General features: G+C 35.2%; 13 protein-coding genes and 1 other annotated feature (1 of these 14 cut by a window edge). Of the genes, 11 read left to right on the top strand and 2 right to left on the bottom strand.

Annotated elements, in window-relative coordinates; genetic code table 11:
- Nucleotides 1-3, top strand: a sequence feature (ribosomal protein L10 leader region) (it extends 117 nt beyond the left edge of the window).
- Nucleotides 4-35: 32 nt separating this feature from the next.
- Together rplJ and rplL are read left to right on the top strand one after the other, a co-directional pair.
- Entirely contained in the window at nucleotides 36-575 is a 540-nt protein-coding gene (gene rplJ / locus DWY01_RS09235; protein WP_117995839.1) for a 50S ribosomal protein L10, read from the top strand.
- Nucleotides 576-597: 22 nt separating this feature from the next.
- Nucleotides 598-966, top strand: coding sequence for a 50S ribosomal protein L7/L12 (gene rplL, locus DWY01_RS09240; RefSeq protein ID WP_117995840.1), 369 nt, complete (start codon nucleotides 598-600; stop codon nucleotides 964-966).
- Nucleotides 967-1106: 140 nt separating this feature from the next.
- On the opposite strand, the gene DWY01_RS09245 is transcribed toward rplL, so the two are convergent.
- Nucleotides 1107-1910, bottom strand: a complete 804-nt coding sequence (locus DWY01_RS09245; protein WP_117995841.1) for an HAD family hydrolase — start codon at nucleotides 1908-1910, stop codon at nucleotides 1107-1109.
- 224 nt (nucleotides 1911-2134) lie between these two features.
- Here DWY01_RS09245 and rpsL point away from each other — a divergent pair, with 224 nt between their 5' ends.
- The 6 genes from rpsL to DWY01_RS09275 all read left to right on the top strand — a co-directional run bounded on the left by rpsL (nucleotide 2135) and on the right by DWY01_RS09275 (nucleotide 8800).
- The gene (rpsL, locus tag DWY01_RS09250) at nucleotides 2135-2548 is read left to right on the top strand and encodes a 30S ribosomal protein S12 (RefSeq protein WP_117573318.1); all 414 of its coding nucleotides are present in this window, start codon (nucleotides 2135-2137) and stop codon (nucleotides 2546-2548) included.
- A gap of 25 nt (nucleotides 2549-2573) precedes the next feature.
- Complete coding sequence (rpsG, locus tag DWY01_RS09255; protein WP_003866299.1) at nucleotides 2574-3044, top strand: 30S ribosomal protein S7; 471 nt, start codon at nucleotides 2574-2576, stop codon at nucleotides 3042-3044.
- A gap of 18 nt (nucleotides 3045-3062) precedes the next feature.
- Nucleotides 3063-5159, top strand: a complete 2097-nt coding sequence (fusA, locus tag DWY01_RS09260) for an elongation factor G (RefSeq protein ID WP_117995842.1) — start codon at nucleotides 3063-3065, stop codon at nucleotides 5157-5159.
- 72 nt (nucleotides 5160-5231) lie between these two features.
- Nucleotides 5232-6416, top strand: coding sequence for an elongation factor Tu (gene tuf / locus DWY01_RS09265; RefSeq protein ID WP_117995843.1), 1185 nt, complete (start codon nucleotides 5232-5234; stop codon nucleotides 6414-6416).
- Nucleotides 6417-6494: 78 nt separating this feature from the next.
- Entirely contained in the window at nucleotides 6495-7364 is an 870-nt protein-coding gene (locus tag DWY01_RS09270) for a LysR family transcriptional regulator (protein WP_117995844.1), read from the top strand.
- A 128-nt stretch (nucleotides 7365-7492) separates the two neighbouring features.
- A complete protein-coding gene (locus tag DWY01_RS09275; RefSeq protein ID WP_117995845.1) occupies nucleotides 7493-8800 on the top strand; it encodes an O-acetylhomoserine aminocarboxypropyltransferase/cysteine synthase family protein in 1308 nt (435 codons plus the stop codon).
- Between the two features lie 39 nt (nucleotides 8801-8839).
- Here the strand turns inward: DWY01_RS09275 and deoC are convergent, their stop codons facing one another.
- A complete protein-coding gene (gene deoC / locus DWY01_RS09280; protein ID WP_117995846.1) occupies nucleotides 8840-9559 on the bottom strand; it encodes a deoxyribose-phosphate aldolase in 720 nt (239 codons plus the stop codon).
- Nucleotides 9560-9699: 140 nt separating this feature from the next.
- Between deoC and DWY01_RS09285 the strand changes: the two genes are divergently transcribed.
- From DWY01_RS09285 to DWY01_RS09295, 3 genes are all read left to right on the top strand, one after another.
- Nucleotides 9700-10455, top strand: a complete 756-nt coding sequence (locus tag DWY01_RS09285) for a DeoR/GlpR family DNA-binding transcription regulator (RefSeq protein ID WP_117995847.1) — start codon at nucleotides 9700-9702, stop codon at nucleotides 10453-10455.
- Nucleotides 10456-10469: 14 nt separating this feature from the next.
- Complete coding sequence (locus DWY01_RS09290) at nucleotides 10470-12884, top strand: formate C-acetyltransferase/glycerol dehydratase family glycyl radical enzyme (protein WP_117995848.1); 2415 nt, start codon at nucleotides 10470-10472, stop codon at nucleotides 12882-12884.
- A gap of 80 nt (nucleotides 12885-12964) precedes the next feature.
- Entirely contained in the window at nucleotides 12965-13606 is a 642-nt protein-coding gene (locus DWY01_RS09295) for a YitT family protein (RefSeq protein WP_117995849.1), read from the top strand.
- Nucleotides 13607-13750 lie beyond the last annotated feature (144 nt).

Consider the following 13750-nt stretch of genomic DNA (forward strand, 5'->3'; position numbering starts at 1 on the left):
TATTGTTACAATAGATGAAAGAAGAGGTGGATCGAATGAACAAAGACATCCTTGCACAAAAGGAAGCTGAAGTTATCGCCTTATCTGAAAAAATGGAAACTGCTAGTAGTATTGTATTAGTAGAATACCGTGGATTATCAGTTAAGGAAGTAACAGAACTTCGTCGTGCATTGCGTGAAGAAGACGTTGAATTCAAAGTTTACCGTAACGCAATCGCTCGTCGTGCAGCTGAAAAATTAGGTCACGAAGATTTCGCAAAAACTTTAGTAGGACCTAACGCATTGGCATTTGGTAAAGATCCAGTTGCTCCTGCTCGTGTATTAGCTAAATTTGCTAAAAACCATGAAGCATTAGTATTAAAAACTGGTATCGTGGATGGAGCTATGGTAGACGAAGCTACTATCCAAAAATTGTCTGCATTACCTAACAAAGAAGGTATGTTGGCTAAATTCGCATCTTGCTTAAATGCTCCAGTTATCAAATTTGCTATGACTGTTAAAGCATTGGCAGAAGCTAAAGAAAACGGATCTGTAAAAACAGAAGAAGCACCAGCTACAGAAGAAGCTGCTGCGTAATTAATTATAGGAGGAAAATAAAATGGCTAAATTAACTCAAGAAGAAATTCTTTCTTATTTAGAAGAAGCAACAATTTTAGAATTAAACGACTTAGTAAGTGCAATCGAAGAAAAATTTGGTGTAGTAGCTGCTGCTGCTGTTGCTGCTCCAGCTGCTGCTGCTGAAGAAGCTGCAGGACCTAGCGAAGTAACTGTTACATTAACAAATGTTGGTGGAACAAAAGTTGCTGTAATCAAAGCCGTACGTGAAATTACTGGTTTAGGATTAGTTGACGCTAAGAAATTGGTAGATGGTGTTCCAGCTGCTATTAAAGAAAACGTATCTCCAGAAGAAGCAGAATCAATTAAAGAAAAATTAGTTGCTGCTGGAGCTACTGTAGAAATTAAGTAATTTAAGCTTAATAAGTAATTAAAGCCTTTGTCTTTTGATAAAGGCTTTTTTTGTTCGTTTAATGAGTATGGACTTAAATGATACTATTATGAGACTAAAAAAGACATCATTCTAATTGCAATGATGTCTTTTATATATGTTTATTCGTCTTTTAGTATCTTTGTTACCGCGTTGTAGATTCCATTATCGTATGTAGATGTTGTGGCAAAGTTTGCATAGCTTTTTACAAAGTCGCTCGCATTTCCCATCGCAACACCAATACCTGCTTTTTTAAGCATGTGTATGTCGTTTGTGCTATCGCCAAAACAAATGGCATCTTTCCATGTTAATCCGGTTCTTTCTAGAATCATTTCAATACCTTTTGATTTATCATTATCGGCATTGAAGATATCGAAACAGAATCCATCGGTTTTAACGTTAATCAAATCATTTCTTAGATCAGGATGAGTTTCCATGAATTGATCAACTAATTTCTTATCTTTAGTAAGAACTACGGCATTAAAGGCTTTGTGTCTTAAATGATAAGATTGACTAGGGTCATAGAATAGTGAATCTAGTACGTTACAGTATTTACAGAAGTCATACATTGGATAAAAGTTGTTATAAATGTATGTAGCATCACCAAAGTGAAACATTAATCCTGTCTCATGTTTTTTACTGAAACTAACTAAGTCATTTACGTTTTCTTGTAAGATTGGATAGCTACCGATTTCTTGAAATTCTTTATCTAATATATAGCTTCCGTTAATCAATACATAATAATCGAATTGAACGCGTTGTAAAATAAGCTTCATCTGGTTTAAAGGACGACCTGTAGCCGCACAAACAATATATCCTTTTTCTTTTAATGTCTGAATGGCGTCTAATGCACTTTCTTGAATGATGTCATTTTCGGTTTGGTAAAGTGTTCCGTCCATGTCGAAAAATACAATTTTATGTTTCATAAATCTACCTCTATTCTTGTCTATATTATACTTTAATGATGACTAAAGAGCATAAGAAAATTATATTAAAAAAAATTTAAAAAGCAATTGACAAATCATGTTGAATACTGTATCTTAATATTGCATGCGAAAATAGGTTCTGAATAAGAGCCTATATTTAATGGATGGGCAGGACCCACCCGGCTTCGTTTGCTTGGAAATTGAAATTTTGAAAGGAGGATCTTATGCCTACAATCAACCAGTTGATTCGTAAAGGTCGTAAGGCCAGTCAAAACGTTTCAAAGTCTCCAGCTTTGAACCGTGGTTACAACTCATTGCAGTCTAAACCAACAAACCAATCAAGTCCACAAAAACGTGGAGTTTGTACTCGTGTTGGTACTATGACACCTAAGAAACCAAACTCAGCACTTCGTAAATATGCGCGTGTTCGTTTAAGTAATGGTATGGAAGTTACAGCTTACATTCCAGGAATCGGACACAACTTACAGGAACACAGTGTTGTATTGATTCGTGGTGGACGTGTTAAAGACTTACCAGGTGTTCGTTACCACATCGTACGTGGAACTTTGGACTGTGCTGGTGTAAATGACCGTAAACAATCTCGTTCATTATACGGAACTAAAAGACCTAAGAAATAGATCAATCGTGAAAGGAGGAAATTAGATGCCTAGAAAAGGACACATTGCGAAACGTGACGTACTAGTCGACCCAATTTATAACTCTAAGTTGGTTACTCGTTTGATCAACAAAATCATGATTGATGGTAAAAAAGGGGTTGCACAAACTATTTTGTACAACGCGTTTGAAATCGTAGAAGTAAAAACAGGAAAAGCACCAATGGAGGTTTTCGAACAAGCTTTAGAAAACGTTATGCCTCAATTGGAATTGAAAGTTAGACGTGTAGGTGGAGCCAACTACCAAGTACCAGTTGAAGTAAGCGACGAACGTCGTTTGACTTTAGGACTTCGTTGGATCGTAAACTATGCACGTTTACGTAACGAAAAAACAATGGAACAGAGATTAGCAGCTGAAATTATCGATGCTTCTAATGGAACTGGTGCCAGTGTTAAAAAACGTGAAGACACTCACAAAATGGCAGAAGCTAACAAGGCTTATGCTCACTACCGTTGGTAAGAGAAGGAGTAAAGAAATATGCCTAGAGACTATGCTTTACACGAAACTCGTAACATCGGTATCATGGCTCACATCGATGCCGGTAAAACAACAACAACAGAACGTATTCTTTACTACTCTGGTGTAAACCATAAGATTGGTGAAACACACGATGGAGCTAGTACAATGGACTGGATGGAGCAAGAACAAGAACGTGGTATCACAATCACTTCTGCTGCTACAACAGCTCACTGGAAAAAGACAGACGGAACTGGTAAAGAATGTCGTATTAATATCATCGATACACCAGGCCACGTAGACTTCACTGTAGAAGTTGAACGTAGTTTACGTGTATTAGATGGTGCCGTAACAGTATTAGATGCTAAAGCAGGTGTTGAACCTCAAACTGAAACTGTTTGGCGTCAAGCTACTGAATATAACGTTCCACGTATTGTATTCTGTAACAAAATGGATGCTACAGGTGCTGACTTCTTAATGTCATGCAATACAATCATCGATCGTTTAGGAGCTAAATCTTGTCCAATTCAGTTACCAATTGGTGCTGAGTCAGACTTCGAAGCTATCATTGATATTATCAAGAGAAAAGCTTATGAATTTAGTGGAGATTTCGGTCGTGTAATGACTGAAATCCCAGTTCCAGAAGATATGGTAGATCTTATGGAAGAATACCGTGCTAAATTATTAGATTACTTAGCAGATTATGATGAAGATTTCATGATGCAAGTATTAGAAGGTGAAGAACCTTCAATCGAAGAAATCAAACGTGTATTACGTATTGCCGTATGTAACGGTGACTTCTTCCCAGTATTATGTGGATCTGCATATAAGAACAAAGGTGTTCAATTAGTATTGGACGCAGTAGTAGATTACTTACCAAGTCCATTAGATGTACCTTCAATTAAGGGTACTACATTAGATGGAGAACCAGATGTTCGTCATCCTGATGATAATCAACCATTCTCTGCATTAGCATTTAAGATCGCTACAGACCCATTCGTTGGAAAATTATCTTTCTTCCGTGTTTATTCAGGTACTGCAAAAGCAGGAAGTTATGTATTAAACTCAACTAAAGATAAGAAAGAACGTTTCGGACGTATCGTTCAGATGCACGCCAATGCACGTAAAGAAATCACTGAAGTTTATTCAGGTGATATCGCTGCTGCAGTTGGTTTAAAGGTTACTACAACAGGTGATACATTGTGTGATGAAGATCACCCAATCATCCTTGAATCTATGGAATTCCCTGAACCAGTAATCGAATTGTCTTTGGAACCAAAAACAAAAGCTGACCAAGACAAAATGGGATTGGCTCTTGCAAAACTTGCAGAAGAAGACCCTACTTTCAAAACATATACAAACGAAGAAACAGGACAAACAATCATTGCCGGTGTAGGTGAACTTCACTTGGATATCATTGTTGACCGTTTACGTCGTGAATTTAAAGTTGAAGCAAATGTTGGACAACCACAAGTTGCTTACCGTGAAACAATTCGTCAGGCTGCTGATTGTGAAGGAAAATACATCCGTCAGTCAGGTGGTCGTGGACAATATGGTCACGTATGGATCAAATTCGAACCAAATGAAGGAAAAGGATTTGAATTCGTTGATGCTATCGTTGGTGGTAGCGTACCTAGAGAATATATCAAACCAACTCAAGAAGGTTTGGAAGCAGCATTGGAAAATGGTATGGTTGCAGGTTACCCAGTAATCGATATCAAAGCTACATTATTTGATGGATCATACCACGATGTCGACTCTAGTGAAATGGCTTATAAGATTGCCGCAAGTATGGCATTAAAGGAAGCTGGAAAGAAATGTAAACCTGTTATTCTAGAACCAATTATGTTCGTAGAAGTAACTGCACCAAGTGAATACTTAGGTAGCGTTATGGGTGACATTTCAAGTCGTCGTGGACAAATCACTGAACAGGAAGAACGTGGAAATGCCATTATCGTTCGTGCACATGTTCCATTATCAGAAATGTTCGGATATGTAACAGACTTACGTAGCTTTACTCAGGGACGTGGAAACTACTCTATGAAGTTCGACCACTATTCAGAAGTTCCTAAGAGTATTGCAGAAAAGATTATTAAAGAGAATTCAAGCGAAAACTAGTTGATTTTCGCTTGGTTCTGAAATACAATATTTATTGTATGAAATATGTTAGCATTTAGGAGGAAATTATAAATGGCTAAGGAAAAATTTGACAGAAGTAAAACTCACGTTAATATTGGTACTATCGGTCACGTTGACCACGGTAAAACAACATTAACAGCAGCTATTACAACAGTATTAGCTAAAAAAGGTATGGCTAAAGCTGAAGCTTATGACCAAATCGATGGTGCTCCAGAAGAAAAAGAACGTGGAATCACTATCAACACAGCACACGTTGAATACCAAACAGAAAAACGTCACTATGCACACGTTGACTGTCCAGGCCACGCCGATTATGTAAAAAACATGATCACTGGTGCTGCTCAGATGGACGGAGCAATCTTAGTAGTTGCTGCATCTGATGGACCTATGCCTCAAACACGTGAACACATCTTGTTAGCACGTCAGGTAGGTGTTAAATATATCGTTGTTTACTTAAACAAATGCGATATGGTTGATGATGAAGAATTAATCGACTTAGTAGAAATGGAAGTTCGTGAATTATTAAACGAATACGGATTCGACGGAGACGAAACTCCAGTTATCCGTGGATCAGCTTTAAAAGCTCTTGAAGGAGATCCAAAATACGAACAATCAATCTATGATTTGATGGATGCTGTTGATACTTGGATTCCAGATCCAGCTCGTGAAATGGACAAACCATTCTTGATGGCAATCGAAGACGTTATGACAATTTCTGGTCGTGGTACAGTAGCTACAGGACGTGTTGAACGTGGTCAAGCTCACTTAAACGACGAAGTTGAAATCGTTGGTATCAAAGACACTCAAAAAACAGTATTAACTGGTTTGGAAATGTTCCACAAACAATTAGACGTTGCTGAAGCAGGTGACAACATTGGTGCATTGTTACGTGGTATTGCACGTGACCAAATCCAACGTGGACAAGTATTAGCTAAACCTGGAAGTGTACACCCTCACACTAAATTTAAAGCACAAGTTTATGTTTTAACTAAAGAAGAAGGTGGACGTCACACTCCATTCGTTTCTAACTACCGTCCTCAATTCTACTTCCGTACAACTGACGTTACAGGTGTAATCACATTGCCAGAAGGAACTGACATGGTAATGCCTGGTGACAACGTTGTTATGAACGTTGAATTGATCGCTCCAATCGCTATCGAAACTGGTACTAAGTTCTCTATCCGTGAAGGTGGACACACTGTAGGTGCTGGTAACGTTACTGAAATCGACGCGTAATTTAACTATGTAACTTAAGACTGATGCATTTGTATCAGTCTTTTTTTTGCGTTATAATTTTTTCGAAAAGAGGGAATTATGGATTACGAAAAATGTAAAGCATTAATATGTTCAATTGACTACGGTAAATTATCATTAGCTGCCCAGCACTTGGATGTTACTACTTCTACCGTAAGTAAAATGATTACCAGTTTGGAACAAGAAACAGGACTTAAACTATTGAATCGTACACGAGATGGAGTAACACCAACTGATTCATGTCTTAAGTTATTAGATGATTTTAGAAAATTTGTTTATGATGGATCTATTTTAGAACAAAAGTCATCTCACATGAATGGAATTGACTATGGTAGAGTGAACATAGGTGTTGCACATCGATTCTACTATAAATGGCTAGCCCATATTGTTAAAGGATTTAAAGAGTTATACCCAAATATTGATATTCAAATTTATCATGGATATAGTACTTTTTTATTGAATTCATTAGAAAAAAGAAGTATTGATGTATGTATAATTTCAAAAAGAGAAGGTCAATATAATTGGATTCATCTAATGGATGATCCAATGGTGGCAATGATACCTTGTGATAATCCTCTCTCTAAAAAGGATAGAATATCGTTAGATGTATTTGAAAAAGAAAAATATGTTTGTTCTTATCCGAATAAGGATACAGATTCGGCAAGAGTTTTTCGAAAGTATAATATTCACCCCAATATACAATTATCGACTTCGGATTCCTATGCTGCTTATACTATTATTGATGAAGGACTAGGTATAAGTTTAGAGACGAAGTCTACAGCTCAGTTTTATAAAGGAAAGAATGTGAAATTGATTCCAATAAGACCGTCAGAATATGTACCGATTGGAATTGCGACAAACAAAGAAATCACTCCAGCTACACAAACATTTATAAATTATGTATATAAGCATTTGCCCGAAGAATTATAGACTTCGGGTTTATTACATGAAAAAATGTAAGAATGATGTAAAATGTTTACATTTAGCGTTGACAATAGATCAATTATAATTTATCATACAAAACATATAAGAATAGTATGAATTAAGGAGAATTGATTATGGCAAAACTAACTAGAGACCAGAGAAATTTTAAATTTGAAACTTTACAATTACATGTTGGACAAGAACAGGCAGATCCGTCTACGGATGCTCGTGCAGTCCCTATATATCAGACATCATCTTATGTTTTTAAAAACTGTGATCATGCAGCTGCACGTTTTGGGTTGAGTGATACAGGAAATATTTATGGTCGTTTAACTAATCCAACTGAAGATGTATTTGAAAAACGTGTTGCGGCTCTTGAAGGAGGGGTAGCTGCTTTGGCTGTTGCTTCTGGTGCTGCTGCAGTTACATATACAATTTTGAACTTAGCTCAAAATGGAGATAATATTGTTTCAGCTAAAAACATTTATGGTGGTTCATTCAACTTGTTTGAACATACTTTACCTCAATATGGTATTCAAACGACTTTTGTAAATATTTTTAATGAAGAAGAAGTTGAAAGTGCAATTGATGAAAATACAAAAGCTTTGTATATAGAAACATTAGGAAATCCGAATTCAGATGTAGTTGATGTTGAATCAATTGCGAAGATTGCACACAAACACAAAATTCCATTAGTAGTTGATAATACATTCGCAACACCATATTTAGTAAGACCTATCGAATACGGAGCAGATATTGTTGTTCACTCTGCAACAAAATTTATTGGAGGACATGGAACAAGTATTGGTGGTGTGATTGTTGATGGAGGAAAATTTGATTGGGAAGCGAGTGGAAAGTTTGACTCATTAACAAAACCTAATCCTAGCTACCATGGGATTAGTTTTACACAGGCATGTGGACCTGCAGCATTCGTAACGAAAGTACGTGCAATCTTATTAAGAGATACTGGAGCAACATTATCTCCTTTCCATGCATTCTTGTTCTTACAAGGATTAGAGACTTTATCATTACGTGTAGAACGTCATACATATAACGCTTTAAAAGTAGTTGAATATTTAAATAATCACCCTCAAGTAGAAAGTGTATCTCATCCTAGTGTATCTACAGATCCAAAACAACAAGAATTGTACAAAAAATATTTCCCAAATGGAGGAGGATCTATCTTTACATTTGATATTAAGGGAGATGCACAAAAAGCTAAGGATTTCATTGATAATCTAGAGTTGTTCTCATTGTTAGCTAATGTAGCAGATGTTAAATCTTTGGTTATCCACCCAGCAACAACAACACATTCACAATGTACAGAAGAAGAATTGCTAGATCAAGGTATTCGTCCAAATACAATTCGTTTGAGCATTGGCTGTGAAAACATAGATGATATTATTCAAGATTTAGATGAAGCGTTTAAGGCAGTTGCATAATTAAAAAAGTCAGAAATTCTGACTTTTTTTGTTGAAATATTATTTTTTCAAGTCTAAGACAACTGGAACTGAACGATATCCAACGCCCATACGATCAATACCCATATCAATCAATTGTAAGAAATGCTCGCGTGTACGAATGCAGCCGCTGCCCTTAACTTGACATTTATCTTTAACTTCTTCTTGCATAACTTTAATGATTTCTGGTGTCGCACCATGTGATTCAAATCCAGTTAAGAATCCTGTTGATGTCTTTACAAAGTCAGCATTTGCATCCATTGCACAATGACATGCTTTTCTCACTTCTTCTTCAGTTAATGCATCGGTTTCAAAAATAACTTTTACAGGAACATTTTTTTCGTGACATACATCAACAACTGCTTTAATATCTGCAGTAACTTCATCATATAAACCAGCACGGATTTTACCAAAATTTGATACAATATCTAATTCGCTGATAACATCTGCATATTTATCAACTAAAATTTTTGCCTGTGCAACTTTTGATTCTGTAGAACTTGTTCCAAATGGAAAGTCACAAACTGGACATAATTTAGTTTTACTTCCTTCAACATATGGCTTACAAAGTTCCATATATCCAGGGTTGATACAGATTGAAGCGCAACCAAGCTGCACACCATCCTTGGTAAGTTCAATAATTTGTTCTGGTGTAAATTCTGGTTTTAATACGGAGTAGTCAATATAACTGGCTAGTTCCTGTGTAGTCATTTCTTCGGCTTTTTTTTCTGGATGTTTCATATTAAATCCTCCTAAATATCCTTTTTACATAAACATTATATGCTCATATTCTTTCGTTAACAAGAATAAAATGAAAATAAAAGAGCATATATTGCTCATATGAACATTTATGATAAAATATATGTAGTGGAGATGAATATATGCTAGGAAAAGAAAGAATACTTTATTTATTAGATTGTTTGGAGAAAAATAACATTTTAAAGGTTAAAGAAATTGCTTCAGAATTAAATATTTCGGAAGCAACAATTCGACGTGATTTATCTGAACTTGAAAAGCAAAACAAGCTAAAAAGAATTCATGGAGGAGCTATTAAAATAGATACAAATCAGATTTTATCAGAACAAAGAGAAGTAAGGATGCAAGATCGTTTTCGTATCCATTATGAAGAAAAAAGAAAAATATGTGATAAGGCTTGTTCGATAGTACAAGAAGGAGAGTGTATTTTTTTGGATGGAGGGACGAGTATTGTTCCTATGATTGATAAACTACAGAATCTTAATATTCGAATAGTTACACATAATCATTTAATAGTCTCAAAACTAAAGAATCCTAAAGCGCAGATCATCGTAATTGGAGGAGATTATATTTCAAAATATGCGATGAGTGCAGGCGCTTTAGCCATAAATACATTAAGTCAATTTCAGTTTGACCGCTGCTTCATTGGTTGTGCAGGGGTTGATGTCGATGAAAATTGTTCATACACAGCGGAAGCAGAAACTAGAGAAATGAAGAATGTTGCGATGAAAAACGCAAAACAATCCTATTTGTTGATAGATTCAAGTAAAGTAGGAGTCAAAGGTTTTTGTAAGTTCAAAACGCTTGATTGTTTTGATAAGATATATTGCGATAAAAAAGATAATAATTTAGAATATCCAGATAATTTTGAATGGGTGTAATTGGAGGATAGCTTATGCATGATTTTATAGTATATGAACCAAAAGATATAAACATCGTTCGTTTGAGGCATTTGCAAAAACGTATGCAAAATAGAAAGGCGAGTATTTGTTCACAAAGAGCTGTGTTATATACTGCGTCTTTTAAACAAAGTGAAGGAGAGCCTTATATTTTAAGAAAAGCCAAGGCGTTTGCGTATACACTAAGGAATATGGATATTTACATTGAACCAGATTCACTTATTTTTGGAAATCAAGCAAGTCGTAATTTTGCAGCACCAATATTCCCTGAATATTCAATTGATTGGGTGATTAATGAATTGGACGAATTTGAAAAACGTGAGGGGGATGTATTTTCTATTGATGAAAAGACAAAAAGAGAATTACGTTTAATTGCTCCTTATTGGCATGGGCATACACATGAAGATGATGTAAATAGGCATATGATCGATAATGTTCTTCTTGCTGAAAAACAAGGTGTTATTCATCGTGGTGGAATCAGTATGAGTGGTGATGGACACATCGTTCCAGATTATCCTACATTATTGAAGAAAGGTTTTCGACAAATCATTAATGAAGCTAGAGAAAAAATGAAAGATGGTTCTTTATCAAAGGAACAAGAATATTTTTATAAATCTGTAATAATAAGTTTAGAAGGAGTTCTTGATTTTTTTAAGCGTTATTCAAAGTTAGCGGATGAAGAAGCAAAAAAGTGTAATGATTTAATTCGTAAAAAAGAATTGCTAGAAATTGCGGATATGGCAAGTGACATGATGGAACAAGGTGCGCGTAATTTTTATGAGGCGGTTGAAGTTTCTTATATGGTTCATATGCTTCAAATGATAGAAAGTAATGGGCATTCCTTCTGTTATGGAAGATTTGACCAATATATGTATCCGTATTATAAAAAGGATCTTAAAGATGGTAAAATCACAAAAGATCAAGCACTCGAAATTATTACACATATGTTTATTATGAATTCTAGTTGTAATAAGGTGCGCCCATATGGTCACACTAAGTTTTCGCAAGGATATCCATTATACTCAAACCTAGTGGTAGGCGGACTAAAACCAAACGGGGAAGACGGAACTAATGATTTATCTTATTTATGTATTGAAGCAATGAATTTAACAGCTCTAGCTGAGCCAAATTTTTCTGCACGTATTCATGCGAAAACCCCAAGAAAGTTTATTGAAGCTTGTGCCAAATTGATTCGTACAGGGTGTGGAATGCCAAGTATGTTTAATGATGAAGTGGCTTCCAAAGGCTTAGAAGATCTAGGAATAAGTCATGAAGATGCTTTAGATTATTGTCCAATTGGCTGTGTTGAGACGGGCGTTCCAGGCAAGTATGGGCATAGAGCAACAGGTATGACATATGTCAATTGGGGAAAAGTGTTGGAAATTCTTTTACATAATGGGTATGATCCAAATACAAAGATACGTTTGTTGAAAGTATCGGATTCAGAATCGATGCATTCAAATTTTAAAAACTATAATGAATTATGGCAAACATGGGAGAATTTCTTAAAGTATTATTCAGATTTGTCGGTTGAGTGCGATAAGATTTGCGATACGTATTTAGCTAAATATGACGCCTCTCCTTTTGCAAGTTGTCTAATTCAAAACTCAATGAAATTAGGGAAAACATTAAAAGAAGGTGGATGTAAGTATGATGTGATTAGTCAGTCTAATATTGGTCCTAGTGTTGTTGGAAATAGTTTGATGTCAATTAAAAAGATGGTTTTTGATGAAAACAAAATAACATTTGATGAATTGTTAGATGCGATGGATGATAATTGGACGAGTAAAAAATCTCAGTATATTCGAAAGTTATGTATGAAAACCCCTAAATTTGGAAATGATAATGATGAAGTGGACAATATCGTCAAGGATATATTTAACTCGTATTTAAAATTATTACCAAGTTATAAAACATTAAGAACAGGAAAAGGCCCTGAAGTGAGTTGTTATACGATGTCAACTTCAAATATAACATCATATGTCCCAAATGGTTTTGTCGTAGGGGCTACACCAGATGGAAGAATGGCAGGATCACCCTTGAATGAGGGGTGTTCTCCAACACAGGGAACAGATAAAAATGGGCCAACAGCCGTAATAAATTCGGTTTCTAAGTTGCCTAATGAAAAGGTGGCTGCAGGTCAATTGCTAAATATGCGTTTCTTGCCAGATTCTTTAGAAGGAGAGGAACAATTGAATAAATTTATTGACTTCTTAATCGTGTCCCAGAAAAAAGGAGTATATCATAATCAGTTTAATGTAATAAGCACAGAAGTTTTATTGGATGCCAAAAAGAATCCGGAAAAGTATACGGATTTGATTGTACGAGTAGCTGGTTATTGTGCACAATTTGTTTCTTTGATGCCACAGGCTCAGGATGCAATCATTGCAAGAACACAAAATGAAATCTAGGGTAAATTCACTCTAGATTTCTATTATATATTATTACTTTTTTTGATAAAATGATTTCGTTTAAGAAAGGAAGATAGTTTTTGAGTAAAAAAGGGGTTCGATTTTTATTATACTTTGTTGGTCTTTTTATATTAGCATTGGGGTTAACTTTGAACACAAAGGCGAATTTAGGAGTGTCTCCAATTATCTCAGTACCTTATAGTATATCGCAGATAACTGGATATAATTTTGGGGATTTAACTTTTGTGATATACGCCATATTTGTAATGGTACAAATAGCGATTCATGTTAAATTGAAAAAGAATAAGAAAATAATGTCAGATCTATTACAATTACCACTAAGTTTAGTGTTTACACGATTATTAAATATATTTTCTGCATATATACCAGCTTCACAAAATTTAGGAGTTCGTTTAATAGTATTAGCTTTTGCGATAATTTGTACAGGTGTAGGAGCAGCCATGTCATTGAGTATGCAACTTGTTCCAAATCCTGGAGATGGTATAGTACAGGCATTGGATGAAAGATTCAATAAGAGTGTAGGTTTAACCAAAAATTTATTTGATTGTTTAAATCTATGTATTACGTTATGCATAAGTTTATTCATTGCTCACCGAATTGTTGGTGTAGGAATAGGTACTGTGGTTGCAGTATTAGGTGTGGGGCGAGTGATAGCTTTATATCATCATATTTTTGGTTTTAAGATTAAAGATTTGATTTAGGAATGAAACTGGATAATACCAGTTTTTTTAAATTGGGCAATGAAAGCGTATACAGTAATAAAAATGAAAAAAAGATAAAAAAGTTAAAAAAACATTTGACGAAAGGGGAAGTATTTGGTAATATAGATGAGCACTGCTGAGGTG

Source organism: Eubacterium sp. AF22-8LB (assembly GCF_003458715.1).
Lineage (GTDB): Bacteria > Bacillota_I > Bacilli_A > Erysipelotrichales > Erysipelotrichaceae > Holdemanella.